25 protein-coding genes and 1 riboswitch are annotated in these 25,684 nt (G+C 72.0%); of the genes, 20 read left to right on the top strand and 5 right to left on the bottom strand.

What is annotated here, in order from left to right:
* Nucleotides 1-257: 257 nt before the first annotated feature.
* Nucleotides 258-388: riboswitch (FMN riboswitch) on the top strand.
* 163 nt (nt 389-551) lie between these two features.
* The 9 genes from ACZ60X_RS40060 to ACZ60X_RS40020 all read left to right on the top strand — a co-directional run bounded on the left by ACZ60X_RS40060 (nt 552) and on the right by ACZ60X_RS40020 (nt 7,988).
* Nucleotides 552-1,160, top strand: coding sequence for a riboflavin synthase (locus ACZ60X_RS40060; RefSeq protein ID WP_469609955.1), 609 nt, complete (start codon nt 552-554; stop codon nt 1,158-1,160).
* Complete coding sequence (gene pnuC, locus ACZ60X_RS40055; RefSeq protein ID WP_469609952.1) at nt 1,157-1,798, top strand: nicotinamide riboside transporter PnuC; 642 nt, start codon at nt 1,157-1,159, stop codon at nt 1,796-1,798. Before ACZ60X_RS40060 ends, pnuC begins: the two co-directional genes overlap by 4 nt.
* Complete coding sequence (locus tag ACZ60X_RS40050) at nt 1,795-3,084, top strand: bifunctional 3,4-dihydroxy-2-butanone-4-phosphate synthase/GTP cyclohydrolase II (RefSeq protein WP_469609949.1); 1,290 nt, start codon at nt 1,795-1,797, stop codon at nt 3,082-3,084. The genes pnuC and ACZ60X_RS40050 overlap by 4 nt, the downstream gene beginning before the upstream one ends.
* 33 nt (nt 3,085-3,117) lie before the next feature.
* Entirely contained in the window at nt 3,118-3,603 is a 486-nt protein-coding gene (gene ribH, locus ACZ60X_RS40045) for a 6,7-dimethyl-8-ribityllumazine synthase (protein WP_469609947.1), read from the top strand.
* A 34-nt stretch (nt 3,604-3,637) separates the two neighbouring features.
* Entirely contained in the window at nt 3,638-3,910 is a 273-nt protein-coding gene (locus ACZ60X_RS40040) for a phosphoribosyl-ATP diphosphatase (RefSeq protein ID WP_469609944.1), read from the top strand.
* 62 nt (nt 3,911-3,972) lie between these two features.
* Nucleotides 3,973-4,821, top strand: coding sequence for an ATP phosphoribosyltransferase (gene hisG / locus ACZ60X_RS40035; RefSeq protein ID WP_469609942.1), 849 nt, complete (start codon nt 3,973-3,975; stop codon nt 4,819-4,821).
* A gap of 15 nt (nt 4,822-4,836) precedes the next feature.
* Entirely contained in the window at nt 4,837-5,301 is a 465-nt protein-coding gene (locus ACZ60X_RS40030; protein ID WP_469609939.1) for a PH domain-containing protein, read from the top strand.
* Between the two features lie 267 nt (nt 5,302-5,568).
* On the top strand, nt 5,569-6,903 hold the full coding sequence (locus ACZ60X_RS40025; protein WP_469609937.1) for a hemolysin family protein: 1,335 nt from the start codon (nt 5,569-5,571) through the stop codon (nt 6,901-6,903).
* Nucleotides 6,900-7,988 (top strand): hemolysin family protein, encoded by a 1,089-nt coding sequence (locus ACZ60X_RS40020; protein ID WP_469609935.1) that lies wholly within the window; start codon nt 6,900-6,902, stop codon nt 7,986-7,988. Before ACZ60X_RS40025 ends, ACZ60X_RS40020 begins: the two co-directional genes overlap by 4 nt.
* 226 nt (nt 7,989-8,214) lie before the next feature.
* Here the strand turns inward: ACZ60X_RS40020 and ACZ60X_RS40015 are convergent, their stop codons facing one another.
* Together ACZ60X_RS40015 and ACZ60X_RS40010 are read right to left on the bottom strand one after the other, a co-directional pair.
* The gene (locus ACZ60X_RS40015) at nt 8,215-10,077 is read right to left on the bottom strand and encodes an AAA family ATPase (protein WP_469609932.1); all 1,863 of its coding nucleotides are present in this window, start codon (nt 10,075-10,077) and stop codon (nt 8,215-8,217) included.
* 428 nt (nt 10,078-10,505) lie between these two features.
* Entirely contained in the window at nt 10,506-11,171 is a 666-nt protein-coding gene (locus ACZ60X_RS40010; RefSeq protein ID WP_469609929.1) for a uridine kinase family protein, read from the bottom strand.
* A 192-nt stretch (nt 11,172-11,363) separates the two neighbouring features.
* Here ACZ60X_RS40010 and ACZ60X_RS40005 point away from each other — a divergent pair, with 192 nt between their 5' ends.
* The 7 genes from ACZ60X_RS40005 to ACZ60X_RS39975 all read left to right on the top strand — a co-directional run bounded on the left by ACZ60X_RS40005 (nt 11,364) and on the right by ACZ60X_RS39975 (nt 18,672).
* Nucleotides 11,364-12,320: a hypothetical protein gene (locus ACZ60X_RS40005; RefSeq protein ID WP_469609926.1), complete on the top strand. Its 957-nt coding sequence runs from the start codon at nt 11,364-11,366 to the stop codon at nt 12,318-12,320.
* A 54-nt stretch (nt 12,321-12,374) separates the two neighbouring features.
* The gene (locus tag ACZ60X_RS40000; RefSeq protein ID WP_469609924.1) at nt 12,375-13,904 is read left to right on the top strand and encodes an amino acid permease; all 1,530 of its coding nucleotides are present in this window, start codon (nt 12,375-12,377) and stop codon (nt 13,902-13,904) included.
* Between the two features lie 153 nt (nt 13,905-14,057).
* Entirely contained in the window at nt 14,058-15,434 is a 1,377-nt protein-coding gene (locus ACZ60X_RS39995; RefSeq protein WP_469609921.1) for a peptidase C39 family protein, read from the top strand.
* Between the two features lie 101 nt (nt 15,435-15,535).
* On the top strand, nt 15,536-15,676 hold the full coding sequence (locus ACZ60X_RS39990; protein ID WP_469609919.1) for an SCO1431 family membrane protein: 141 nt from the start codon (nt 15,536-15,538) through the stop codon (nt 15,674-15,676).
* A gap of 81 nt (nt 15,677-15,757) precedes the next feature.
* Nucleotides 15,758-16,411, top strand: coding sequence for a TetR/AcrR family transcriptional regulator (locus tag ACZ60X_RS39985; protein WP_469609916.1), 654 nt, complete (start codon nt 15,758-15,760; stop codon nt 16,409-16,411).
* A gap of 449 nt (nt 16,412-16,860) precedes the next feature.
* Nucleotides 16,861-18,033 carry an acyl-CoA dehydrogenase family protein gene (locus ACZ60X_RS39980; RefSeq protein ID WP_469609913.1) on the top strand — a complete coding sequence of 391 codons (1,173 nt, stop codon included), beginning with the start codon at nt 16,861-16,863 and terminating at the stop codon, nt 18,031-18,033.
* Between the two features lie 483 nt (nt 18,034-18,516).
* Nucleotides 18,517-18,672 (top strand): hypothetical protein, encoded by a 156-nt coding sequence (locus ACZ60X_RS39975; RefSeq protein ID WP_469609910.1) that lies wholly within the window; start codon nt 18,517-18,519, stop codon nt 18,670-18,672.
* Between the two features lie 152 nt (nt 18,673-18,824).
* Here ACZ60X_RS39975 and ACZ60X_RS39970 read toward each other — a convergent pair whose 3' ends face one another.
* Nucleotides 18,825-19,259: a hypothetical protein gene (locus ACZ60X_RS39970; protein ID WP_469609907.1), complete on the bottom strand. Its 435-nt coding sequence runs from the start codon at nt 19,257-19,259 to the stop codon at nt 18,825-18,827.
* Nucleotides 19,260-19,503: 244 nt separating this feature from the next.
* Here ACZ60X_RS39970 and ACZ60X_RS39965 point away from each other — a divergent pair, with 244 nt between their 5' ends.
* The 4 genes from ACZ60X_RS39965 (at nt 19,504) to fxsA (ending at nt 23,591) form a co-directional block, all read left to right on the top strand.
* Nucleotides 19,504-19,944 (top strand): Lrp/AsnC family transcriptional regulator, encoded by a 441-nt coding sequence (locus ACZ60X_RS39965; protein ID WP_067046457.1) that lies wholly within the window; start codon nt 19,504-19,506, stop codon nt 19,942-19,944.
* A gap of 58 nt (nt 19,945-20,002) precedes the next feature.
* Nucleotides 20,003-21,610: an amidohydrolase gene (locus ACZ60X_RS39960; protein WP_469609904.1), complete on the top strand. Its 1,608-nt coding sequence runs from the start codon at nt 20,003-20,005 to the stop codon at nt 21,608-21,610.
* 554 nt (nt 21,611-22,164) lie between these two features.
* Entirely contained in the window at nt 22,165-22,953 is a 789-nt protein-coding gene (locus ACZ60X_RS39955) for a polyprenol monophosphomannose synthase (protein WP_469609902.1), read from the top strand.
* A gap of 74 nt (nt 22,954-23,027) precedes the next feature.
* Nucleotides 23,028-23,591: an FxsA family membrane protein gene (fxsA, locus tag ACZ60X_RS39950; protein WP_469609899.1), complete on the top strand. Its 564-nt coding sequence runs from the start codon at nt 23,028-23,030 to the stop codon at nt 23,589-23,591.
* An 81-nt stretch (nt 23,592-23,672) separates the two neighbouring features.
* Here the strand turns inward: fxsA and ACZ60X_RS39945 are convergent, their stop codons facing one another.
* Together ACZ60X_RS39945 and ACZ60X_RS39940 are read right to left on the bottom strand one after the other, a co-directional pair.
* On the bottom strand, nt 23,673-24,047 hold the full coding sequence (locus ACZ60X_RS39945) for an RNA polymerase-binding protein RbpA (RefSeq protein ID WP_003977404.1): 375 nt from the start codon (nt 24,045-24,047) through the stop codon (nt 23,673-23,675).
* A gap of 278 nt (nt 24,048-24,325) precedes the next feature.
* Entirely contained in the window at nt 24,326-25,672 is a 1,347-nt protein-coding gene (locus tag ACZ60X_RS39940) for an MFS transporter (RefSeq protein ID WP_469609896.1), read from the bottom strand.
* Nucleotides 25,673-25,684: the final 12 nt, after the last annotated feature.

The raw sequence follows: 25,684 nt of genomic DNA, 5'->3' as shown, positions 1-25,684 counted from the left end.
GCGGCAGGCGTCCGCGTGCCCTGGCGGCCCGGCGGCGGGCAAGGGCCGTCGTCACCGCCGCCGGACCCGTCCGCACCCTAAAAGGACTAGACCAGTGCGGTCAATGGTCCGGTCCATCGCCAAGGCGCCGCCGACGCGCGGCAGTTGCCCGGTACGACTGCGCGCCGCAAGGGTGATGACACGCGCTGTGAGGGAGCCCACACTCCCCGCCTGCCTGGAGTTCGCTCAGGCGTGGCACACTGGGCCTGTACCAGAAGCAGCGCACTCCGGGGTCGGTGAAAGTCCGAACCGGCGGTTACAGTCCGCGACCCGGTCGCTTCCAGCGGCCGGTTGACCAGGTGAAATTCCTGGACCGACGGTTAAAGTCCGGATGGGAGGCAGTGCGCGGCGAGCGGGCACGTCCTGTGCGCGCGTCGTCGTATCTGGGCTCGTCCGTACCCGGACGGGTCCTTGTCGGCGTCGGCGCAGCCCACGGCGTTGCTCACTCGTTGATTCTGTCGTCATCGACAGGCCCCGGAGTCCGTGCCCGAAGAGGCAGGAGGACCCGGGAAGTGTTCACCGGAATCGTCGAAGAGCTGGGTGAGGTCACCGCCGTCGAGAACCTCGGCGACGCCTCCCGCTTCACGCTCCGCGGCCCCGTCGTGACCAAGGGCGCGCAGCACGGCGACTCCATCGCCGTGAACGGGGTCTGTCTCACCGTCGTGGAGCACGAGGGCGACGAGTTCACGGCCGACGTCATGGCCGAGACACTGAAGCGCTCCAGCCTCGGCGCGCTCACCGTCGGCTCCCGGGTCAACCTCGAACGCCCCACCGCCGTGGGCGCCCGCCTCGGCGGCCACATCGTGCAGGGCCACGTCGACGGCACCGGCGAGGTACTGGAGCGCAAGCCCTCCGACAACTGGGAGATCGTGAAGATCTCCCTCCCCGCCGACCTGGCGCGCTACGTGGTCGAGAAGGGCTCCATCACGGTCGACGGCATCAGCCTCACCGTCGTCGAGGCCGGCCACGACCACTTCACCGTCAGTCTCATCCCCACCACCCTCGACCTGACCACGCTCGGCGTCAAGCAGGCCGGCGACCCGGTCAACCTGGAGGTCGACGTCATCGCCAAGTACGTCGAGCGCCTCCTCGGCGACCGCGCGCAGGGGGCCGGCGAGTGAGCTGGCTGAATTCCGAGGCCTTCACCCTCTTCGGCCAGCGCATCATCTGGTCGGACATGGTCGGCAACATCCTCGGCCTGATCACCCTCGCCCTCGGCTGGCGCCGCTCCCTGTGGACCTGGCCCGTGCAGTTCCTGTCCGGCCTCGTCCTCTTCGCCGCCTTCTACGGCCATCTGACCGGCAGCGCCGGCAAGCAGGCCGTCGTCATGGCCGTGGCCCTCTACGGCTGGTGGCAGTGGCAGCGCACCAAGGACCGCGCCGGGGACGGCCACATCGCGCCCCGCTTCGCCACCTGGCGCGAGCGCGCGGCCATGCTCCTCGCGGCCGCCGTCGGCACCGTCGCCGTCGCCCTGTTCTTCCAGGCCTACCCGAGCCTGTCCTGGGACCCCTGGCCGGACGCGTACATCTTCGTCGGCACCGTCGTCGCCATGTACGCCCAGGCCAAGGGCATGGTCGAGTTCTGGATCGCCTGGCTCCTCGTCGACGTCGTCGGCGTTCCCCTCAACTTCACCAACGGCTACGCCTTCTCCGGTTTCGTCTACGTCATCTACGGCGCGCTCGTCCTGTGGGGCATGCGCGACTGGTGGCTGCGCTCCCGCAGGCGTCCGCAGCCCGTCCTGGAAGGAGCTCCGGCATGACCGCGGCACCCCTGCTCCACGACACCGATCCCCTCGAGGACTTCCTGCTCGACCCCGTCGAGCAGGCCATCGCCGACATCGCCGCGGGCCGCCCCGTCGTGGTCGTGGACGACGAGGACCGGGAGAACGAGGGCGACCTCGTCATCGCCGCCGAGAAGGCGACCCCCGAGATCGTCGCCTTCATGATGAGCGAGTGCCGGGGCCTGATCTGCGCCCCCATGGAGGGCGAGGAACTCGACCGGCTGCGGCTGCCGCAGATGGTCGAGGAGAACACCGAGTCCATGAAGACCGCGTTCACCGTCTCCGTGGACGCCTCCGCCGCACACGGCGTGACCACCGGCATCTCCGGCGCCGACCGCGCCACCACGCTCCAGCTGCTCGCGAGCGGCACCGCCGGGCCGGCCGACTTCGTCCGCCCCGGCCATGTCTTCCCGCTGCGCGCCAAGCCCGGCGGCGTCCTCGTCCGCGACGGTCACACCGAGGCCGCCGTCGACCTCGCCCGGCTCGCGGGGCTGCGCCCGGCCGGCGCCATCGTGGAGATCGCCGGCGAGGACGGGCGGATGCTGCGCCTGCCCGAGCTGATCCCGTTCGCCCGCAAGCACGGCCTGACGATCATCTCCATCGAGGACCTGATCGCCTACCGCCGCGGCAGCGAGCCCACCGTCCGCCGCGAGGCCGAGACCCGCCTGCCCACCGCCCACGGCACCTTCACCGCCTACGGCTACCGCTCCACCGTCGACGGCGTCGAGCACGTCGCCCTCGTGCACGGCGAGATCGGCGACGGCGAGGACGTCCTGGTCCGCGTCCACTCCGAATGCCTCACCGGCGACGTCTTCGGCTCCCTGCGCTGCGACTGCGGCCCCCAGCTGGACACCGCCCTCGCGCGCATCCAGCAGGAGGGCCGGGGCGTGGTGGTCTACCTGCGCGGACACGAGGGCCGCGGCATCGGCCTGCTGTCCAAGCTCCGGGCCTACGCACTGCAGGAACAGGGCCGCGACACGCTCGACGCCAACCTCGAACTCGGCCTGCCCGCCGACGCCCGGGACTACGGCGCCGGCGCCCAGATCCTGGCCGACCTCGGCGTGCGTGGCGTACGGCTGATGACCAACAATCCCGACAAGACCGACGCGCTGCTGCGCCACGGCCTGAAGGTCACCGGCCGCGAGCCGATGCCGGTCCAGGCCGGCGAGCACAACCTCCGGTACCTGCGCACCAAGCGCGACCGGATGGGACACGACCTGCCGTGGCTCGACACGCCCGCCGTGGCGGCCTGCGGCAACCAGTAAGTCACTCGGCAAGAAGGCACGGAGAGGAAACACGTGAGCGGCAAGGGTGCACCGGAGCTGGCCGTACGCAATGCGAGCGACCTCAGGGTCGCCGTCATCGCGGCGCAGTGGCACGAGAAGGTGATGGACGGCCTGGTGAACGGCGCGCTGCGCGCCCTGCGCGACCTGGGCATCGACGAGCCGACCCTGATCCGGGTCCCGGGCAGCTTCGAGCTGCCCGTCGCCGCCAAGGTCCTCGCGGGCCGCGGCTACGACGCCGTGGTCGCCCTCGGCGTCGTCATCCGCGGCGGCACCCCGCACTTCGACTACGTGTGCCAGGGCGTCACCCAGGGCCTCACCCAGGTCAGCGTGGAGACCGGCGTCCCGGTCGGCTTCGGCGTGCTCACCTGCGACACCGAGGAGCAGGCCCTGGACCGGGCCGGCATCGAGGGCTCCAGCGAGGACAAGGGCCACGAGGCGGTGACGGCCGCGGTGGCGACGGCGACGACGCTCCGCTCAGTATCCGAACCCTGGCACTGAGGCAGCGGCCCGAGCGCGTAGGGTAAGGACCACCATGTCCAAGAAGACGTTCGAGGAGCTGTTCACCGAGCTCCAGCACAAGGCCGACCACGGCGATCCCGCCACCTCCCGTACCGCAGAGCTGGTCGGCAAGGGTGTCCATGCCATCGGCAAGAAGGTCGTCGAGGAGGCCGCCGAGGTCTGGATGGCCGCCGAGTACGAGGGCAAGGAGGCGGCCGCCGAGGAGATCTCCCAGCTGCTGTACCACGTCCAGGTGATGATGGTCGCCCGCGGGATCTCCCTGGACGACGTCTACGCCCACCTCTGAGCCCCGCCGCACCAGCCGTACCCACCGCACGAACACCCCTTCACGCAAAGGAAGCCGACCTCATGCTGCGCATCGCCGTCCCCAACAAGGGTTCACTGTCCGGCCCTGCGGCGGACATGCTGCATGAGGCCGGCTACCAGCAGCGCCGCGAGTCCAAGGAGCTGCGGATCGTCGACCCGGAGAACGAGGTCGAGTTCTTCTACCTCCGACCCCGCGACATCGCGATCTACGTCGCCTCCGGCCGCCTCGACATGGGCATCACCGGCCGCGACCTGCTGATCGACTCCGGCGCCGACGCCGAGGAGATCCTGCCGCTCGGCTTCGCCCGCTCCACCTTCCGCTTCGCCGCCAAGCCCGGCACCGCGAACGGCGTCGAGGACCTGAAGGGCAGGACGGTCGCCACCTCCTACGAGGGCATCGTCGCCGGGCACCTCGCGGACAGCGGCGTCGACGCCTCCGTCGTCCACCTCGACGGCGCCGTGGAGACCGCGATCGAGCTGGGCGTCGCCGAGGTCATCGCCGACGTCGTCGAGACCGGCACCAGCCTGCGCAACGCCGGTCTGGAGGTCTTCGGCGAGCCGATCATGAAGTCCGAGGCCATCGTCATCCGCCGCACCGGCACCGACGGCGAGGAGCCGAAGGTCCAGCAGTTCCTGCGCCGCCTCCAGGGCGTCCTCGTCGCCCGGACGTACGTGATGATGGACTACGACTGCCGGGTGGAGCAGCTGGAGAAGGCCGTCGCGCTCACCCCCGGCCTGGAGTCCCCGACCGTCTCCCCGCTGCACAACGAGGGCTGGGTCGCCGTCCGCGCCATGGTGCCCGCCAAGGAGGCGCAGCGGATCATGGACGACCTCTACGCCATCGGCGCCCGCGCCATCCTGACCACGGCCATCCACGCCTGCCGCCTGTAAGAGGTACGCCGACCGATGTCCGAGCCGACCCCCCTGCCCGCCCTCCCCGTCACCTTCCGGCCGGGCCACACCCGGGCCATCCTGCTCACCGCCGGCGTGGCGATCTTCCTGACCATCACGGCGGTCGCCCTGCTGCTGGACCAGCTCGGCCCCGGCGAGCGGCTCAGCTTCGTCGTCACCGGAGCGCTGATCTTCTGGGTGCTGGCCCAGCTGGCCCGGATCAAGGTGGTCGCCGACGACGCCGGTGTCACCGTGGTCAACATCGTCAGCAAGCGGCGCCTGGAATGGGCGGAGATCGTTCAGGTGAACCTCCGCCCGGGTGACCCCTGGGTGTTCCTCAACCTCAGTGACGGCACCAGCCTGCCCGCGCTCGGCATCCAGCCGGGCCTCGCCAAGCAGCGCGCCATCGCCGACGCGCGGGCCCTGCGGGCCCTCGCCGAGGCCCGCTCGACGGTGGCCGAGGCCGGCGGCCGGGGCTGATCCGCCGACCGGTCCGGCCCACTCAGGGGGCGGATCCTGGTTCACTCGGGGACGGATCGGGGCCGACTCGGGGGCGCCCACCCTGCCCGAGCGGCCCCTGTCTTGATTAATCTGGTGACGGAGGCCTTTTCGCTGCGCCTCCGCCCCTGTGCCGCCCGGCGCACAGGGGTTCCTGCTACCCGAGGAGTGACTCCCTCCAGCGATGGACGGATCGTCCTGTAGTACCTGCGCCGCCCCCACCCGACATACCGGGAAGGCGGCGGCATCGTGACCACCTCCGTGCTGCTCCTGGCAGCCGCCCTCCTGCTGATCCTCGCCAACGGATTCTTCGTCGCGGCCGAGTTCGGTCTCGTGACGGTCGAGCGCCCGGAGGCCGAGAAGGCCGCCGCCGACGGCGACCGACGCGCCCGTACGGTCGTGGAGTCGCTCAAGGAGCTGTCCTTCCAGCTCTCCGGCACCCAGCTCGGCATCACCATCACCTCCCTGGTCGTCGGCATGCTCGCCGAGCCGGCCCTGGCCGGCCTGCTGCACGGCCCCCTCGCCGCGCTCGGCCTCCCCGACGGCGCCGTCTCCGGCATCGCGGTGATCGTCGGCATGCTGCTGGCCTCCGCGATCCAGATGGTCATCGGCGAACTCGTGCCCAAGAACTGGGCGGTGTCCAAGCCGCTGCAGGTCGCGCGCGTCGTCGCCGGGCCGCAAGCCCGCTTCTCCCGGCTGTTCCGCCCGGTGATCGCCGCGCTCAACACGGTCGCCAACCGGCTGGTCCGCGCCCTCGGCGTGGAGCCGGCCGAGGAACTGGCCTCCGCCCGCACCCCGGGCGAACTCGTGTCCCTGGCCCGGCACTCCGCCCAGGCCGGCGCCCTGGAGCAGGACACCGCCGACCTGTTCGTCCGCACCCTGTCCCTGGGCGAGCTGACCGCCCAGCACGTCATGACCCCGCGCGTGAAGGTCAGCGCCCTGCAGGACTCGGCCACGGCCGAGGACGTCGTCAACCTCACCCGCGCCACCGGCCTGTCCCGCTTCCCCGTCTACCGGGAGAAGATCGACGAGATCGTCGGCATGGCCCACCTCAAGGACGCCCTGGCCGTCCCCGTGCACGACCGGCTGCGCACCCCGGTCGGCCGCATCGCCCGCAAGGCGCTGCTGGTCCCCGAGACCCTGCCGGTCCAGCCCCTGCTCACCCGCCTGCGCTCCGAGCAGCCGATCGCGGTCGTCGTCGACGAGTACGGCGGCACGGCCGGCGTCGTCACCCTGGAGGACATCGTCGAGGAACTCGTCGGCGAGGTCCGCGACGAACACGACAGGCCGGACGCGCCCGAACTCTCGGTCGCCCCGCCGCAGGACGGCAAGCCCGCGTGGGACGTGGACGGCAGCGTCCGCGTCGACATCCTCCAGCGCATAGGCCTGGACGTGCCCGAGGGGCCGTACGAGACGGTCGCCGGCCTGGTCGCCGACCTGCTCGGCCGCATCCCGGCCCCCGGCGACCGGGCCGAACTGCCCGGCTGGCGCCTGTCGGTCCGCCAGGTCGGCCACTACCGCGCCGAACGGGTCCGCCTGGTCAGGACGGCCCCGGCGGCGAACGTGATGGAGGCCGTGCGATGAGCGCCCTCCAACTGCTCTTCGCCGCGCTGCTCGTACTCGCCAACGGCTTCTTCGTCGGCGCCGAGTTCGCGCTCGTCTCCGTGCGCCGCAGCCAGATCGAACCGCTGGGCACGGCGCGCGCCCGCCAGGTGCTCTACGGCCTTCAGCGGCTGCCGCAGATGATGGCCGCCGCCCAGTTCGGCATCACCGTGTGCTCCCTGACGCTCGGCGCGGTCGCCGAGCCGACGGTGGCGCGGCTGCTGGAGCCGGTGTTCGCGGCGGTCCGCCTCCCGGGCGGCGTGATCCACCCGCTCGGCTACGTCATCGCGCTGGCCGCGGTGGTCTTCTTTCACCTCGTCATCGGCGAGATGGTGCCGAAGAACCTCGCCATGGCGGCCCCCGAGAAGGCGGCGCTGTGGCTGAGCCCCGGGCTGGTGGCGTTCGCCCGGCTGTGCAGGCCGATCACGGTGGCCCTCGGTGCCTGCGCCGGGGCCGTCCTCCGCCTCTTCCGGGTCGAGCCCAAGGACGAGGTGGAGGCGGTCGTCACCACCGAGCAGCTCAACCGCCTGCTGGAGGACTCCGGCCAGGCGGGTCTGCTCGACCCCGAGGAGCGCGAGCGCCTGGAGGACGCCCTGGAGCTGGGCTCCCGTCCGGTGACCGACGTGCTGCTGCGCCGGGAGTCCCTGGTCACGGTGGCCCCGTCCGTCACCCCGGGCGAGATCGTCGACCTGACGGCCCGCACGGGCTACTCCCGCTTCCCGGTCGCGGCGTCGGACAAGGGCCCCTTCATGGGATACGTCCACGTCAAGGACGTCCTCGACCTGGAGCACTCCGGCCGCGCCGTCCCGCAGCACGTCTGGCGCCCCATGGCCACGCTGCGGGCCGAGCTGCCGCTCGACGACGCCCTGACGGTGATGCGCCGGGCGGCGACGCATCTGGCCCAGGTGGCGGACGCCTCCGGCAAGGTGCTGGGTCTGGTGGCCCTGGAGGACGTACTGGAACTGCTGGTGGGCGAGGTCCGGGATCCGGCGCACCGGGAGCTGCCCGGGGTGCAGCTGCTGGAGCCGAGGATCAGCGGGGAACCGGAAGGGGCGCTCGCCAACTAGTGCCCCGGCAGGTGACGTTTGCCCGTCAGGGAGCGGCGTCCGGTGCGTGCTGTCGGTGTGCCGGCCGGAAGTCCTCGTACTGGGCGTGCTTGGGCTTTCGGCCGGTGCGGCGGGCGGGGGCACCTCCCGCGCGGCGGGGAGCGTGCCGGGCGTCGCCACGGGGCGAGCGTCGCCTGCCCGGGCACCAGCCGGGTGGCCCGGGGACCCGCCCGCCCCCGCGGGGCGCTCACAGTCCCGGCGGATCCTGCGGCCCCCGTCCCGACAGCACCTCGCCGTACGCCTGCATCAGATCCGGCAGCCGTAGCGTCGCGAGGTCGTCCCGGCACAGCGTGCCGGGATACGCGGTCAGCCGCAGATCCCGGTACGCGCAGCTCTTCTCGTACAGGGTCCGCAGGAAGCGGCCGTTGCCCAGCTCGTCGATCCAGCCCTGGTCGACCACGTGCCCGGCGATGGAGCGCAGCTCCTCCAGGGCCTCGTCGTCCCAGACGTCCCCGTTCTCCGCCGCCAGCACCTTGCCGATCTCGGTGAGTTCCTGCGGGCGGTAGGAGGGGAAGTCGACCCGGGTCGTGAAGCGGGAGGACAGTCCGGGGTTCGCCGCCAGCAGCCGGTCCATGCCCTCGGGGTAGCCGGCCAGGATCACCACCAGGTGGTCCCGGTTGTCCTCGGCCCGCTTCAGCAGCACCTGCAAGGCCTCGTCGCCGTACGCGTCGCCCTTGCCGTACCCGGAGTTGGACAGTGAGTACGCCTCGTCCACGAACAGCACGCCGCCGATCGCGGAGTCGATCAGCTCGTTGGCCTTCACGGCCGTCTGCCCGAGGTACTCGCCGACCAGATCCGCTCGTTGGGCCTCCACGAGGTGGTCTCCGCCGAGCAGGCCTAGCGCGTAGAACACCCGGCCGAGGATCCGGGCCACCGTGGTCTTGCCGGTGCCGGACGGGCCGGAGAAGACGAAGTGCCGTTTCGGCGGCTGCACCGGCAGCCCCTGCCCGGCGCGCAGCCGGGCCATGTTCAGCTGCGCGGACAGCGCCTTCACCTGGCGCTTGACCGGCTCCAGGCCCACCATGCGCTCCAACTCCGCGAGCGCCTCCTCCAGCAGCGCCGGATCGGTCGGGCCGGCCGGGATCGGCGAGGTGGACACACCGGTCTTCACCCGCACCGCCGGATCGGCCACCGAGGGCAGGGGGCCGGTCGGCAGATCGGGCTCGGGCAGCCGCAGGTCCCGACCCTCGGTGCCGAAGAGCGGATCGAACCCGTCGAGGCCGTCCACGCTGTCCTGCCCGGCGCCGGTCAGGCTGATCGAGGCGAGGTCGGCCGCGTCGTCGTACCCGTCGCCCTCGGCGATCGCCGCGAGCCGCGCCGAGGTGTCCATGAAGGCCGGGTCGACGCGGTGCACGGCCCGGTAGAGGGGGAGCGCCGCCGCCGAGCGGCCCGTGCCCTCGTGCGCCCGTGCCAGCCAGTAGCGCAGCTCCTTGCGCTGCGGCTGCTCGCTGCGGCAGCGCATCAGGGCCGCCGACAGCAGCGGCTCGGCCTGGCCGTACATCTCCAGCCGGACCCGGGCCATGCCGCCGAACAGGCCCGCCTCGATGCCGAGCAGGGCGTCGTCCAGCAGCGGGTCGGTGTGCCGGACGAGCTGGTCCCAGTCCTTCACCAGATAGGCGCGGCAGGCGTGCAGGAAACGCACCTGGGGCTCCGTGTCGACCGGGGGCAGTCCGGCGAGCGCCCGGTCCAGCTCGGGCACGTGCCGGCCGTCCAGCCAGTGCGAGGCGTGCGCCAGCAGCAGATCGCGCGGGCTCTCCAGCACCGGCTGCACCCACCAGCCCAGCCAGTACCAGGAGTTGAGCGGCCTGCGGTGCCGGGCGCGCTGCTCGCCGAAGCGGTCGCGGTGCCGGAACATCCTGAGCAGCGCGGTCGTCGTGTCGATCCGCAGCGCGTGCAGCCCGAGCCAGCCGTCCGCCATCCCCGGGTCCATCCGCACCGCGGTACGGAACTCCTCCTCCGCCTGCGGATAGGCCCCCATCGTGTAGGCGTCCACCCCGCGCAGCCAGGCGAGGTCGGCCGGGGCGTCGGGGCCCTGCGTGCCGAAGTCCATCCGTCCCCCCACAGACCGTGCCCCGTGGTTCACCACCGGGCGGGCGCCCGGGGCCGCCGCGGTCGAACCGCCCAGCCGCGGACCGGAGTTGCAGGTGCGCGAGGCAGCCGCTCGAAGGTCGCACCGAGGGCATCGTACCCGCGGCGGGACCCCCTGCCGAAGGGTGCCGGCCGGGCCGTTTGGCGAGGTGGGAGCAGACGGGGCGCGCACCGCTTCGTGACCGAGCGTGAGCGGATCGGTGCGCGCGGCGCCCGGAAAGCGGCAAAAGGGCAGAACGAAGCCCCCGGTCACGGGGGAACAACCGGGGGCTTCGCGTGGGCGGGCGGTCCCGAATGACCGCACATTGAGAACGTAAGACCTGTACGGGCCCCCGGTCAAGCACAGTTGGGGCACTGGAAGAAGTTCACCCACCGGGAGCCTTCACAAGTTCACCACATTGCCGATGGTCGGTCACGCAGCGTCATTTTCTGGTCCGGTCCACGGCTTGACCCGGGTCCCGGCAGTACCTCGTAACCCTTCGGCGTCTGCAGCACCAGGAGATCGGCATGGGAGCGCGAGGGGTCCCCGGCGAAGTGCGCGCGCTCGGCCTCGACCCAGCCGTCCCAGAACTCGCGCTGCTCCGCGCCGTCCCGCAGCCGGCCCCGGGTCCAGGACTCCTCCGGCGGCAGTTCCATCCACAGCAGCCGCGCCAGGTGCGGCCGGACCTCCCGGCGGCCGGCGCCGACGCCTTCCAGCACGACCACCGGCGCCGCCGGCAGCGGGCTCGGCGCGCCGAAGGCGCGGGCCCGCCAGTCGTAGGGGGTGTAGTGCCCGCTCTCGCCGCGGGCCAGCGGGCCGATCACCTGGGCCGTGAGCCGGTCGGTCCAGGCGAAGAGCTGCTCGTGGCTCGCGATGTCGTCGAGGTGGAGCACCGGTGCCCCGCCCAGCGCGGCGGCCAACCGCCCGGCGAACGTGGACTTTCCGGAGCCGGCGTGCCCGTCGACGCCGATCAGCCGGACCGGTCCGAGGGAAGGGGGGAGCCGGCGCAGCCGGGCGGCGAGGTCCTGAATGGCGATTCCCGAGGTGTGACACGGTGTGGGCGGATTTCCGGACACAGTCTAGTCGCACCCTTGATCGAGGAAAAGGTCACGCATTGAACCATCGGCTGGCGGCCAGTCAATGTTCCGGATAAACATTCGGGAATCGCCTGACCGATATGTCGAATTCGGCGTTCCGGTGCCGCCCGGCCCTGAGTAAGGTGCCTGCAGCGCAACCGCAATGCGTCGTACGGGGACTGGCAGGGGGACATGGCCGCGGAGTTATTCGAAGGGCACTATGTGTGGCATCCGGCGGCCGACGACCGGGTACTGGCGAACGTATGCGTCGATGTGCGCGCCGGGCGTTATCGATACGCGTACGAGGCGCTCGCCGAGACGCGTTCCGACTTCGGCCTGCGTGCCCATCGCTCGCTGGTCGTCGCCTCGGAGGCCGCCGGCACCGATCTGGTCGAGCGCTGGCTCGGCGAGGAGCCGAGCCCCGAGGCTGCGCTCATGTGGGCCCGCGTCGCCGTGCAGCGCGCGCTGCGGGCCGCCGACGCGCGCGACGAGCGGGCCGAGACGCTGGAGCGGATCGCCCTGACCGCCTGCGACCGCGCCGCCGCCCTGGCCCCCGAGGACCCCACCCCCTGGGCCGCCAAGCTGGCCATGGCCCGACTGCACCGGCTGCGCGACCCGGCCCCGCACGGCCTGCTCACCGCCCCGCCCGGCCCCTGGCGGCTGTTCGCACACGTCCTCTCGCTGGACCCCTGGCACCGTGAGGCCCACCACCGCTTCCTCTCCTTCTTCTTCACGCGCCACGGCGGCTCGGTCAACGCCGCCTGGGACGTGGCCGCCTTCCTCAGCCAGCGGGCACCCGCCGACTCCGCCCTGCGGCTGCTGCCCCTGGTGGCCCTGGTGGAGAGCTACAACCCGACCCAGCTGCTCGCCGACCGCGTCTGGGAACAGCCCCAGTGGCGCTCCACCGCACTCGCGATCTACCAGAACTGGCTGCCCGCGGTGGCCGGTTACCGCTTCACCCCGGTGCTCGACCTGGCGTACCTCGCGCACGCGCTGGTCATGGCCCAGTGCCTGTTCGAGGCCCGGGCGGTGTTCACCGCGATGGGTCCGTACGCCTCGCGCATGCCCTGGAGCGCCTTCGGCGAGCCCGCCGAACAGCTCTCCCGGGCCCGGCGCGCCTGCGGTCTGCCCGTCCCGGGAGCCGCCTGACCCCGCACGTTCTCTGCCCCCCCACCGAGAGAAAGGCGAACCGTGTCGGAACGGATGTCCGCCCCACGGGCGAAGGCCCGCCCGGGCCACGACCCGGGCGTGCTCGACGACGACGCCACCCTGCACGCGATGGGTTATCCGCGCAAACTCACCCGGCGTTTCCAGGCGTTCGACAATTTTGCGATCTCCTTCACCATCATCAATATCCTCTCGGGTATTTTCTCCTCCTTCGGATTCGGTATGGGTGCGGGTGGTCCCCGCGTTCTCGTGTTCGGCTGGATCGGTGTCTCGTTCATGGTGCTGCTCATCGGCGCGGCCATGGCGGAAGTCGCCTCCGCTTATCCGACGAGCGGCGCACTGTATTTCTCCGCCGGGAAACTCGCCAAGCGGCACAAGGGCGCCTGGTCCTGGTTCACGGGCTGGCTGAACTTCGTGGGCCAGATCGGCGGCACCGCCGCCACCGGCTACGCGGCCGCCACCTTCGTCCAGGCCTTCGTGCAGCTCCAGTGGCCGTCCTACCGGCCGACCGCGCACCAGACGGTCCTGATCACGGCGCTGATCATCGTTGTGCAGGGGCTCGCCAACACCTACACCGTCCAGCTCGTCGCCGTACTGAACCGCATTTCCGTCTGGTGGCTGCTGATCGGACTCGTCGTGATCGTGGGCGCACTCGTAGTGATCCCCGATCATCATCAGCCGGCCTCGTTCCTGACGCATTTCGAGAACAACACCGGCTTCACGAACGGCCTTTACGGCGGCATGCTCGGTCTGCTGGTCACCAGCTGGACCTTCACCGGCTTCGACGGCAGCTTCCACATGTCCGAGGAAACGGTCCAGGCCACGGTCAACGCCCCCAAGGGCATCACCCGTGCCATCGGCTATTCGGCGATCACCGGCCTGATCCTGATGCTCGCACTGGTCTACAGCATTGGCGCCTACGCCAAGGAGGCCGGAGCAGCCGCACCGCCCGTCCAGATCCTCATCGACAGCCTCGGCCTCGGCACCGCCAAGGTGCTGCTCCTCGTCGTCATCGGCGCGATGCTCTTCTGCGGTCTCGCCAACCTCACCAGTAACACCCGGCAGATCTTCGCCTTCTCCCGGGACGGCGCGATGCCCGGCTCGCGCTGGTGGCACTCGGTCTCGACGCGCACCCGGACGCCGGTGAAGGCGGTGTGGCTCGCGGTGGCCTGCTCGCTGGCCCTCGTCGTGCCCGGCTGGTGGTCGCACACGGCGTTCACCGCGATCGTCAGCGTCAACGTCGTCGGCCTGTTCCTGGCCTACGCCGTGCCGATCTTCCTGCGGCTGCGGCTCGGCGACGCGTTCGAGACCGGCCCCTGGCACCTGGGCCGCTGGGGCCGGCCGATCGGCTGGCTCGCTGTGATCTGGATCCTGCTGAGCAGCGTGCTGTTCATGCTGCCGCAGGCCTCGCCGATCACCGCCGACTCCTTCAACTACGCCCCGATCGCGCTGGCCGCCGTCCTGCTCGTGGCCACGGCGTGGTGGTTCGCCACGGCCCGCCGCCGCTTCCAGGGCCCGGTCAGCTACGGCGGACCGGACGAGGTGGCGGCGATGGATCTCGTCTGAGGAACGGCCCGCTCGGGCCTTCAGCGGGCCAGACCAATAATCGTGGCGCGGCATGCGCCGAAGAGCTGGCAGGGGCATGCCGCCTGCTTCATAGTTGGCGCAAACCACGTGCCGGACCGGCACCGACCCGGACACCTGGGGGTAACCGCGCCCATGAGCACAGACCGACAGCCGTCCCGCAGAACCGTCCTCACCACGGCCGCCGCGGTCACCGCGGCCGTGGCCGGCGCCGCGGCTCCCGCCGCGGCGGCGGAGCGGCGGCCCTCCGCCGAAGCCGACGACCCCGCCCAGGCCCGGGTCCGCCCGATCGACTACCACGCCTGGACCACCTACCGCGACTGGCGCCTCGGCGCCGCCCAGGGCGTCCGCGCCGTCGCCGGCCCGCGCCCCGGCGTCGTCATCGGCACCCCGGCCGGCCGCACCGACTACACCGACCCGCACACCGGCACCACCGCCACCTGGGAGTACGCCGTCTGGACCTCGCCCGTCCACCGGCTCGCCGTCCCCGCCACCGAGGCCGTCGCCTCCTGGAACGCCCACACGCCCGCCGGCACCTGGCTCCAGGTCGAACTCCGGGGCGCGTACTCCGACGGCACCGCCACCCCCTGGTACGTGATGGGCCGGTGGGCGGCCGGCGACCAGGACATCAAGCGGACCTCGGTGGACGGCCAGGGCGACGGCAGGAGCGGCATCTCGACCGACACCTTCGCCATCGACGACGCGAGCACCGGCCTGCGCCTGACGTCGTACCGGCTGCGCCTGACCCTCTACCGCACGCCGGGCACCACGCTGACCCCCACCGTCCGGCGGCTCGGCGCCATGGGCTCCGACATCCCCGACCGCTTCACGGTCCCCGCCTCCGTCCCCGGCCTCGCCCAGGAACTGGTCGTCCCGCGTTACTCGCAGGAGATCCACAAGGGGCAGTACCCGCAGTACGACAACGGCGGGGAGGCCTGGTGCAGCCCCACCTCCTCGCAGATGATCATCGAGTACTGGGGCGGCCGGCTCACCCCCGGACAACTGGCCTGGGTGGATCCGGGCTACGCCGATCCGCAGGTCGACAACGCCGCCCGCTTCACCTACGACTACCAGTACGAGGGCTGTGGCAACTGGCCGTTCAACGCCGCCTACGCGGCCACCTTCGACGGCATCCAGGGGGTGGTCACCCGGCTCGCCTCGCTCACCGACCTGGAGACGCTGATCGCGGCCGGCATCCCGGCCATAACATCTCAGTCCTTCCTGGCGAGCGAGCTGACCGGCGCGGGCTACGGCACCTCCGGCCATCTGATGACCGTCATCGGCTTCACGGCGGACGGCGACGTCATCGCCAACGACCCGGCCTCGCCGAGCGACGACGCGGTACGACGGGTCTATCCGCGCCGGGAGTTCGAGAACATCTGGCTCAGGACCAAGCGGTACAACGCCTCCGGCAAGGTCGCCTCCGGCACCGGGGGAGTCTGCTACCTCTACTTCCCGGCCCGGCCGACCCCGCACCAGCGCAGGGCCCTCGCCGCGGTGGGCGTGCGCTGACCGTGTGAGCAAACTCATCACCGCGGACGCCGTCGCGGGTGGCAAGGTGGACGAACGGGGGGGGAAGGCACCCGTACGTCCGACCTGCAGCGAGCAACCACATGAGCGCACACCCCGCCACCGCCACCCGCGCCGCCACCGGCGGGCCCCGGGAAGAGGGCCCGAAGATCCTCGAACACGCCCTCGGCTGGGTCCTCGTCGCGGTCGTCGCGATGTTCGTGACCCAGCTGGGCCTGCTCTGACGCGACCCGCTCACGCGTGCGGCTTGTTCTGACATACTGCGGCTGTCCCGCCGACCGCCTGGAACAGGGTCGAAATTGACTATGCCGCACCAGCGTGCCGCCGTCCGTCCCCGGATGCGCGGCACCGAGCGCTCGGTCGCGCGCCGCGCCGAACTCATCGCCATCGGGCGGAAGTTGTTCGCCGACACGTCCTACGACGCGCTGTCCATGGATGACATCGCCCGCCAGGCGCATGTCGCCAAGGGGCTGATCTACTACTACTTCCAGTCCAAGCGCGGCTACTACCTGGCGATCATCGAGGACTCCGTCGCGGACCTGGTCACCTTCGCCGCGAGCGGGCTCGAACTGGCCGCCGTCGACCGCGTCCACCGCACCGTCGACAGCTACCTGCGCTACGCGGAACACCATCAGGCCGCCTACCGCACCATCGTCAGCGGCGGGGTCGGCTTCGACGCCGAGGTGCACGCCATCCGGGACGGCGTGCGGGATGCGATCATCGGGACCATCGCCGAGGGCGCCTACGGCCGTCGGGACGTCTCCGCGCTGGCCAGGATGGGTCTGCTGTCCTGGCTGTGCAGCGTCGAGGGCGCGACCCTGGAGTGGATCGACCGCCCCGGGCTGTCCCGCGACACCATGCGGGAACTGCTGGTGAAGACGCTCGGCGGCGCCCTGCGCGCCGTCGAGGAACTGGACCCGGCCTACCCGGCCCCGCCGCCGGCCCGCCGCGACTCCTGACGGCCGGTCACCCTCGTACGGCGGACGCGCACGGGAGCGCGGGCTCGTTCCCCCGACTCCCAGGTCGCCCGGGCGGGCTGGTCGGCTGCCCCTGACCGGCCCACCGTGCGCGGTGTCGCCGCTCCACCGGCCGCCGCCGCACTCGGCCGACGCCCGGTTGCCGCGCAGCGGCTGCTCCGAGGCGCCGGCGACGGCGCGGGAGTCGGCCCCCCGAGCACGTCACTTTCCGCTGAACATTGCGTGCGCCCCGTAGCCGAGGTTTCCTGAAGTAAGCGGTCGTTAACTGGTGACGGGAGGTCGCTGATCGGGCATACTCACAGCGCACAGCCGCTGGTCAGCAGCTCCCGAGACCCGGGAGCGGGCGCCTGCGGCCATCCGGAACGATCAGGCGGAGCCGCCCCCATCCCACGGGCCACCCGCCCGTGCCCGACAGGGAGGAGACCGACGCCATGTCCGACCGCGACCCGCAGCCGGTGGAGCGTCAGCTGCCCACGGAGGAGTCGAGGGATCTGCTCGCGCTCGTCCGGGAGATCGCCCAGCGCGAGATCGCGCCGAGGGCCGCCGAGGAGGAGGACGCGGGCCGCTTCCCGCGCGAGGTCTTCACCCTGCTCTCCGGGTCCGGCCTGCTCGGCCTGCCCTACGACTCCGAGTACGGCGGCGGTGACCAGCCCTACGAGGTCTACCTCCAGGTCCTGGAGGAGCTGGCCATGGCCCGGCTCACCGTGGGCCTCGGTGTCAGCGTGCACACGCTCGCCTCCTACGCGCTCGCCACCTACGGCACCAAGCAGCAGCAGGGCGACCACCTGCCCGCGATGCTCGGCGGCGGCCTGCTCGGCGCTTACTGCCTCTCCGAGCCGTCCTCCGGTTCGGACGCGGCCTCCCTGCGCACCAAGGCGGTCCGGGAGGGCGACGACTGGGTGCTGAACGGCACCAAGGCCTGGATCACCCACGGCGGGATCGCCGACTTCTACACCGTGATGGCCCGCACCGGCGAGGACGGCCCGCGCGGCATCACCGCCTTCCTGGTCCCAGGAGACGCCCCCGGCCTGAGCGGGGCCGTGCCCGAGAAGAAGATGGGCCTGAAGGGCTCGCCCACGGCCCAGGTCCACCTCGACGGGGTCCGCGTCGGCGAGGACCGGCGCATCGGCGAGGAGGGCCAGGGCTTCTCCATCGCCCTGGCCGCCCTGGACTCCGGCCGGCTCGGCATCGCCGCCTGCGCGATCGGCCTCGCCCAGGCCGCCCTGGACCAGGCGGTCGCCTACGCCACCGAGCGCCGGCAGTTCGGCCGCCCCGTCGCCGACTTCCAGGGCCTGCGCTTCATGATCGCCGACATGGCGACCCAGATCGAGGCCGGCCGCGCCCTCTACCTCGCGGCGGCCCGGCTGCGCGACGCGGGCAGGCCGTTCGCCCGGCAGGCGGCCATGGCCAAGCTGCACTGCACCGACACGGCGATGAAGGTCACCACGGACGCCGTGCAGATACTCGGCGGCTACGGCTACACCGCCGACTTCCCGGCCGAGCGCTACATGCGCGAGGCCAAGGTGCTGCAGATCGTCGAGGGCACCAACCAGATCCAGCGGATGGTCATCGCCCGCCACGTGGCGGGACCCGAGGGTCGCTGAACTGCCCTCCGAGGACGGTAGGGGCCGCCAGCCGGACCCACTCCGGGTCGTGGCGGCCCGGCAGGGTGCGGCCCCGGTCGGCCCAGGCCCGCATCAGGTCGCGGTAGATCGGCGGGTCCACCGGCGCGGGCGGCGGAACCGATTCTGCGGGGCGTGGGACGAAGAGCCGGCGCGGACGCCCGGTGGCTGCGTACATGGCGGTCATACCCGGGCAACGCGGTCCCGGCCGGACAGGTCACCGTCCCATGGAATCGAGCGTCAGTCCACGCACGTCCCGTTCATGCTTTGGCCAACTCCACCGGTTCGACGCGCCGTCAGCGGCAGGTGCGCCGGGTCGCCGACGAGCGCGGGGCGCGCGGCCCCCGGCGAGGACGGCGGACCGCCGGCGGAGCGGCTTCGTGCCGAGGGGATGCCGCGGCGCAAGAGCAACCGGGGCCGCTCGGGGCGCCGTTCTTCGTCGTGGGGCGCGTGCCTGCGGAGGCCATGCCGTCCAGATCGTCGGGAGTGCACGGCCAAGTCCCGCCCGCCCAGGCCGACTTCCAGTTCACGGTCCGGCGGGGCGACGCCCTGTGGCGCCATGCGCCGTCCCAACGCCTCTGCCGCGCCCAGGCGTTCGACGGCCCGCCCGGCTGCTCCTGACCGAGTCCGGAGGGCGGGCTGCGACGGCCTCGACCCCGCCGTCGTACCGGCCGGCCCGGACGCGCCGAACCCGCACCATGACAGCCGGCGCGTCACGGCGCAGGGAACGTACGGGAGTTGAGCCGGTCCGGCCGGCGGGAACGCGCGACGGCTCAGGCGGCCTGGCGGCGCATCGCCGGCACGCGCATCGGGCGCGAGCCCGGGCCGCCGACGTGCGAGAAGGGCTGCGTCCGCCAGTTCAGACCCTGGGGGAGCGTCAGCAGCAGGGCGGTGTCCTGCTCCTGCGGTTCGGCGGACTCGTCGGCGGGCCGCGCGTCGGCCGCCGCGCGGCCCGTGCCCGCGCAGACCGTGAGCCCGAACGGGTTCCACGGCGAGACGCACAGCGCGTGCTCCGGCAGGATCTCCTCGTCCGCCAGCAGCGCGATCGGCTGCGCGCAGTCCGGGCAGATCACCCGGTACATCTCGAAGGTGTCGTAGGCGTCCAGTTCGTCGTCGAAGGCGTCGGGTTCGACGTACTCCGGCTCGGGTTCGACGACCGGCTGCTGCCGCTTGGACGTGGTACGACCAGGGCGATGGACACTCTGCATGGGATTCTCCCCCTAAGGCTGGGCCGTGAAGGCGCTGCGGCCTCGACCACAGCAAGCACTTCCCGTCCGCTCTCGGCGGTAATCACGAGAACATCACGAAGCCTGTTCGAGATGTGTGGCATTCGTCACATGCCATAGGCGGGTGCCCCCGGTGGGCGCATCGCGTCGCTTTTTGTATCGAACCGGCTATGACCTGCGCTCTCGGCTATCCCAGGAGATCAAGCGCCCTGTAGGTTTTGGCGCCATGGAGGAGCTGGATCGACAGATCGTGCAGCTGCTCGTCAAGGACGGGCGGATGAGCTACACCGACCTGGGCAAGGCCACGGGCCTGTCCACGTCGGCCGTGCACCAACGGGTGCGGCGGCTGGAACAGCGTGGCGTCATCCGCGGCTACGCCGCGGTGGTCGACCCCGAGGCCGTCGGGCTGCCGCTCACCGCCTTCATCTCGGTGAAGCCGTTCGACCCCAGCGCCCCCGACGACATCGCGGACCGCCTCGCCGGCGTCCCCGAGATCGAGGCCTGCCACAGCGTGGCCGGCGACGAGAACTACATCCTCAAGGTACGCGTCGCCACCCCGCACGAGCTGGAGGAACTGCTGGCCCGGCTGCGCAGCCTGGCCGGGGTGTCCACTCGCACGACGGTCGTGCTGTCGACGCCGTACGAGGCGCGGCCACCGAAGATCTAGCGCGCGGCCACCGGCCCCTCGTGCCACTCGCACCCCGCGGCGAGAGAAACTGTCGGCTATGAGTGAGCGCACCGCCGAGCCCGTCAAGACCGTCCTCCTGCGCCGCGGCGAGGTGCACAGCCCCGCGGACCCCTTCGCGACGGCGCTGGTCGTCGAGGCCGGCCACGTCGCCTGGGTCGGCTCCGAGGGTGCCGCCGACGCCTTCGCCGACGGTGTGGACGAGGTGATCGATCTCGACGGCGCTCTCGTCACGCCCGCCTTCACCGACGCCCATGTGCACACCACCGCCACCGGCCTCGCCCTGACCGGCCTCGACCTGTCCGCGGCTCCCTCGCTGGAGGCGGCGCTCGCCCTGGTCCGCGACTTCGCCGCCGCCCGCCCCGACGACCGCGTGCTGCTCGGCCACGGCTGGGACGCCGCCCGCTGGCCCGGTGGCCGCCCGCCGACGCGCGCCGAGCTGGACGAGGCCACCGGCGGCCGCCCGCTGTACCTGTCCCGCATCGACGTCCACTCGGCGGTCGTCACCACCGCGCTGCTGGACCTGATCCCCGGCGATCTGCCGCGCGAGGACGCCCCGCTCACCGCGGACGCCCACCACGCCGTCCGGGAGGCGGCCCTCGCCGCCATCACCCCGGCCCAGCGCGCCGAGGCCCAGCGCACCGCCCTGGCCCACGCGGCCTCGCTCGGCATCGGCTCGGTGCACGAGTGCGGCGGCCCGCGGATCTCCTCCGAGGACGACTTCACCGCCCTGCTCCGGCTGGCCCGCGAGGTGCCCGGCCCCCGGGTCGTCGGCTACTGGGCCGACCAGGACGTGGACAAGGCCCGGGAGCTGGGCGCCGTGGGCGCGGCCGGTGACCTCTTCGCCGACGGCGCCCTCGGCTCGCACACCGCGTGCCTGCACGAGCCGTACGCCGACGCCGCCCACACCGGCACCGCCTACCTGGACGCCGAGGCCGTCGCCGCGCATGTCGTCGCCTGCACCGAGGCGGGCCTGCAGGCCGGCTTCCACGCCATCGGCGACGCCGCCGTGACCGCCGTCGTGGACGGCGTGCGGGCCGCCGCGGAGAAGCTCGGCCTCGCCCGCGTCCGCGCCGCCCGCCACCGCGTCGAACATGCCGAGATGCTCACCCCGGAGACGGTGGCCGGCTTCGCCGAGCTGGGTCTCATCGCGTCCGTGCAGCCCGCCTTCGACGCCCTGTGGGGCGGCGAGGACGGCATGTACGCCCGGCGCCTCGGTACGGCGCGAGCCCGCACCCTGAACCCCTTCGCGGCCCTGCTGCGGGCCGGCGTGCCGCTCGCCTTCGGCTCCGACAGCCCGGTCACCCCCCTCGACCCCTGGGGCAGCGTGCGCGCCTCCGCGTTCCACCGCACGCCCGAGCACCGCGTCTCCGTGCGCGCCGCCTTCACGGCCCACACGCGCGGCGGCTGGCGGGCCGTGGGCCGGGACGACGCGGGCGTGCTCGTACCGGGCGCCCCCGCCGACTACGCCGTCTGGCGCACCGACGAGCTGATCGTCCAGGCCCCCGACGACCGGGTGGCCCGCTGGTCGACCGACCCGCGCTCCGGTACCCCCGGCCTGCCGGACCTCAGCCCCGGCCGCGACCTGCCGGTCTGCCTGCGCACGGTGGTGGGCGGACGGACGGTGTTCGTACGGCCGGGCGAGTGATCTGCGCGGGCGGCGCGGCCCCGGCCGGACGCCGGCGCCGCGTGGCCCGACCTGCGCATCCTCCCCGGCGGCCCGGCCGGCCTGGCCGTCGTGGCAGCTCGGCGGGGCGGTTGACAGTCGGCGCCCGGGGGCCGGTAGGTTCGTCCGAGTCCACCACCGGACGCCCGGCCAGAAAGCGTTCACGCCACTCGTCGCAGCGTCGCTGGGTCACGGACGGTGTGCCGCACCGGGCACCGTCACTGGGAGCCAGGCTCAGCGCCTGCGCCGACGAGGCGACGTTCGGTCGGCAAGGTGTGACCCGGGTGGGGCCCGGGCGCTCAGTAGACAACGGCTTTCGGTCGATCCGCAGCCAGCGGGTCCCAGGTCGGCCCGAAGGGCGCCGGGCCCCCATCCGCAGCGGCGGGAATGTAGCGGACGTGTGGCGGGAAGGTGCCGAAAAACGCGTTCTTACCCCACTCTTGTGGAATCGACACCACCGTACGACCGATGTCGGCGCATAGCGCCTGGCCGCGGCCACTATGGTGGACGCCTGCGTACGACCAGAAGGGGCAGCAGTGAACGACGGCGACGGGACCCTGGACGCCAACAGCCAGGGGAGGCAGTTCGGTCCGCTCGGCACGGCCTTGGTGATCATTCCGACCTATAACGAGGCGGAGAACATCAAGACGATCGTCGGCCGGGTACGCAAGGCCGTCCCCGAGGCGCACGTCCTCATCGCGGACGACAACAGCCCCGACGGCACGGGCAAGCTCGCCGACGAACTGGCCGCCGAGGACGCCAACGTCCAGGTGATGCACCGCAAGGGCAAGGAAGGCCTCGGCGCCGCCTACCTCGCGGGCTTCCGCTGGGGGCTGGAGCACGACTACGGCGTGCTGATCGAGATGGACGCCGACGGCTCCCACCAGCCCGAGGAGCTGCCCCGGCTGCTCACCGCCCTCAAGAGCGCCGACCTGGTGCTCGGCTCCCGCTGGGTGCCCGGCGGCCGGGTGGTCAACTGGCCCAAGTCCCGCGAGTTCATCTCCCGCGGCGGCAGCTTCTACTCCCGTATCGCCCTGGACCTGCCGCTGCGCGACATCACCGGCGGCTACCGGGCCTTCCGGCGCGAGACGCTGCAGGGCCTGGGCCTGGACGAGGTCGCCTCGCAGGGCTACTGCTTCCAGGTCGACCTGGCGCGCCGCGCGGTGAAGGCCGGCTACCACGTGGTCGAGGTCCCGATCACCTTCGTCGAGCGGGAACTCGGCGACTCCAAGATGAGCAAGAACATCCTCATCGAGGCGCTGTGGCGGGTCACCGCCTGGGGCGCCGCGGACCGCGTCGCCAAGCTGAAGGGCAAGCGGGGCTGACGCCCGGACGGCCCCTCGCACCTGCCGAGGGGCCGCTTATCCCGTGCTGAGGGGCCGCCAGGCACACTGGGAGCATGACGACTGGCGCTCCCACCTCTCCCTACACCGCCCGGCCCCGGCGTTCCCGGCTGCGCAGGTATCTGCCGCTGGGGATCGCCGCGTGGCTGGTGCTGGAGATCTGGCTGCTGACCCTGGTCGCGGGCGCGGCCGGCGGGCTCACCGTGTTCCTGCTGCTCGTCGCGGGTTTCGCGGCGGGCTCCGTGGTCATCAAGCGGGCGGGCCGCCGCGCCTTCCAGAGCCTGAACGAGGCCGTGCAGCGGGGCGGTTCCCCGGAGCGCGGCGGCGGCAACGGCCTGATGATGCTGGGCGGTCTGCTGCTGATGATCCCCGGCGTGGTCTCCGACGCGGCGGGGCTCCTGCTGCTCCTGCCGCCGGTCCAGAAGGCCGTGAGCCGGTTCGCGGAGAGCGCCCTGGAGAAGCGGCTGCGCACGGCGGCCCCGGGCAGCCTCGGCGACGTCTTCCAGCAGGCTCGCATGCACCGCCCCGACGGCAAGGTGGTCCAGGGCGAGGTCATCCGCGACGACGCCACGGGGCACCGGCCGGAGCCGGGGGAGCAGTACCCGCCGCTGACGCGCTGAGCGTCCCGCAGCCCACCGCATACGAAACCGCGGGCGCCGTACGTGCAGCACGTACGGCGCCCGCGGTCTGTTCGCTGCGCGTTATGCGGACTTACGGCTGTCCCGAGGGTGAACCGCGATGTTCATCGCCCCCGAGCGCAGAACCGCCAGGCGCTCCTCGAGGACCTCTTCGAGCTCCTCACGGGTGCGCCGCTCCATCAGCATGTCCCAATGGGTACGCGCGGGCTTGGCCTTCTTCTCCTCAGGGCCGTCGCCGTCGACGAGGAGTGCCTGGGCCCCGCAGACCTTGCACTCCCACTCCGGCGGGATCTCCGCCTCGACCGAGAAGGGCATCTCGAAGCGGTGCCCCTTCTCACATGCGTACTCCACGGCCTGGCGCGGGGCCAGGTCGATACCGCGGTCCGTCTCGTAGCTGGTCACCACGAGGCGCGTACCGCGAAGAGCTCGCTCACTCATGAATCGTGCCTCCCGGGCTTGTCGCCCACAGGACAGGTGTCGCTGTCGTCGTCATCCGGTCAACGTCCGGTCGGCGGTAAAGATTCCCGTTCCGAGTCCCGTTCCGGGTCATGCGTCGCCGTCGTAGCCGCCCCTTGTTGTACCCACCGGCGCCCGGTTTGTCACATCTGCTAGCAGATGTCACCCAGCGTTTCAGCACCTTTGACGCGCAGTAACGGTACGCCTGGCAGGCCAAACGCGTACACTACCGCCCTTTCGCCCTGAGCGCTAAATCCGGGCTAGATCTTCTCCGGCACCGGGTTGCCGGCCTCGGCGATCGCCCGCCGCACCGGGACCCGGGCGAGCAGCGCGAAACCGATGACGAAGAAGGCCACCAGCGAGATGATCGCGGAGCGGTAGCTGCCCGTAAGCTGGTACGTCACACCGAACAGCAACGGTCCGAGCCAGCTCATCCCGCGGTCGCTCATCTCGTAGGCCGAGAAGTACTCGGCCTCCTTGCCGGGCGGCACGAGATGGGAGAACAGCGACCGGGACAGCGCCTGGCTGCCACCGAGGACCAAGCCGATGCCGGAGGCCAGTACGAAGAACCACACCGGCGCTCCCGCGGGCAGGAAGTAGCCGGCCGCCAGGGTGAGCGTCCAGGCCACCAGCGAGCCCAGGATCGTGCGCTGCGCCCCGTACGCCCGCGCCAGCCGCCCCATCGCCAGCGCCCCGGCCACCGCCAGCACCTGCACGAGCAGCACGGCCCCGATGAGCGTCGACTGCCCGAGCCCCAGTTCCTGCGAGCCGTAGACCGACGCCTGGGAGATCACCGTCTGGATGCCGTCGTTGTAGATCAGGTAGGCCAGCAGGAACGCCAGCGTCAGCGGATGCCGGCGCAGGTCCCGGACCGTCGCCGCCAGCTGCCGCAGCCCTGGAGCCGTGGCGCGCTCCACGCGCGCGTGCCGGTCACGCAGCCGGCTCAGCGGTACGAGCGTGAACGCGCCCCACCACAGACCCGCCGCGGCCAGGCAGATCCGCACCGCCTGCGTCTGGGACAGACCGAAGGAGCCGTGCGCCGAGTACAGCACCAGGTCGGCGACGAGGACCGTGGAGCCCGCCGCGTAGCCGAAGGCCCAGCCCCGCGAGGAGATCGCGTCGCGCTCCTCGGGCGGGGCGATCTGCGGCAGGTAGGAGTTGTAGAGCATCATCCCGACGGACTGCGCCGCGTTCGCCACGACGAGGAGCACCCCGCCGAGCAGATACCGGTCGCCGTCGAGGAGGAACATGCCCGTGGTGGCCCCCGCCCCGGTGTACGCCGCCGCCGCGAGCAGCGGCTTCTTCCGGCCCGTACGGTCGGCCACGTTGCCCACCAGCGGCATCAGCACCACGGCCAGGATCACCGACAGGGACACCGTGTAGGCGAAGAACGAGCCCGCCCGGACCGGTACGCCCAGCGGGTGCACATAGCCGCCGGGGTCCGCCGCGTGCTCGGCGACGGCGGTGAGGTACGGCCCCAGGAAGACCGTGAGGACGCTGGTCGAGTAGACCGAACATGCCCAGTCGTAGACGTACCAGCCGCGCTGCTCGCGCCTGAGCGCGGCGGTCTCGTCCGCCGTCTCCGTGCGCACCGTGTCGGTTCCCACCCGTGCCCTCGC

The organism is Streptomyces sp. NPDC104106 (genome assembly GCF_055584345.1).
This window is presented reverse-complemented; position numbering and strand designations above follow the sequence as displayed.

Coding starts and splice junctions, on each gene's coding strand:
- ACZ60X_RS40050 (WP_469609949.1), top strand. CDS start 1,795: ATGACCGCGGCACCCCTGCTCCACGACACCGATCCCCTCGAGGACTTC.
- ACZ60X_RS40040 (WP_469609944.1), top strand. CDS start 3,638: ATGTCCAAGAAGACGTTCGAGGAGCTGTTCACCGAGCTCCAGCACAAG.
- hisG (WP_469609942.1), top strand. CDS start 3,973: ATGCTGCGCATCGCCGTCCCCAACAAGGGTTCACTGTCCGGCCCTGCG.
- ACZ60X_RS40030 (WP_469609939.1), top strand. CDS start 4,837: ATGTCCGAGCCGACCCCCCTGCCCGCCCTCCCCGTCACCTTCCGGCCG.
- ACZ60X_RS40020 (WP_469609935.1), top strand. CDS start 6,900: ATGAGCGCCCTCCAACTGCTCTTCGCCGCGCTGCTCGTACTCGCCAAC.
- ACZ60X_RS40015 (WP_469609932.1), bottom strand. CDS start 10,077: ATGGACTTCGGCACGCAGGGCCCCGACGCCCCGGCCGACCTCGCCTGG.
- ACZ60X_RS40005 (WP_469609926.1), top strand. CDS start 11,364: ATGGCCGCGGAGTTATTCGAAGGGCACTATGTGTGGCATCCGGCGGCC.
- ACZ60X_RS40000 (WP_469609924.1), top strand. CDS start 12,375: ATGTCCGCCCCACGGGCGAAGGCCCGCCCGGGCCACGACCCGGGCGTG.
- ACZ60X_RS39995 (WP_469609921.1), top strand. CDS start 14,058: ATGAGCACAGACCGACAGCCGTCCCGCAGAACCGTCCTCACCACGGCC.
- ACZ60X_RS39990 (WP_469609919.1), top strand. CDS start 15,536: ATGAGCGCACACCCCGCCACCGCCACCCGCGCCGCCACCGGCGGGCCC.
- ACZ60X_RS39985 (WP_469609916.1), top strand. CDS start 15,758: ATGCCGCACCAGCGTGCCGCCGTCCGTCCCCGGATGCGCGGCACCGAG.
- ACZ60X_RS39980 (WP_469609913.1), top strand. CDS start 16,861: ATGTCCGACCGCGACCCGCAGCCGGTGGAGCGTCAGCTGCCCACGGAG.
- ACZ60X_RS39975 (WP_469609910.1), top strand. CDS start 18,517: ATGCCGTCCAGATCGTCGGGAGTGCACGGCCAAGTCCCGCCCGCCCAG.
- ACZ60X_RS39970 (WP_469609907.1), bottom strand. CDS start 19,259: ATGCAGAGTGTCCATCGCCCTGGTCGTACCACGTCCAAGCGGCAGCAG.
- ACZ60X_RS39965 (WP_067046457.1), top strand. CDS start 19,504: ATGGAGGAGCTGGATCGACAGATCGTGCAGCTGCTCGTCAAGGACGGG.
- ACZ60X_RS39960 (WP_469609904.1), top strand. CDS start 20,003: ATGAGTGAGCGCACCGCCGAGCCCGTCAAGACCGTCCTCCTGCGCCGC.
- fxsA (WP_469609899.1), top strand. CDS start 23,028: ATGACGACTGGCGCTCCCACCTCTCCCTACACCGCCCGGCCCCGGCGT.
- ACZ60X_RS39945 (WP_003977404.1), bottom strand. CDS start 24,047: ATGAGTGAGCGAGCTCTTCGCGGTACGCGCCTCGTGGTGACCAGCTAC.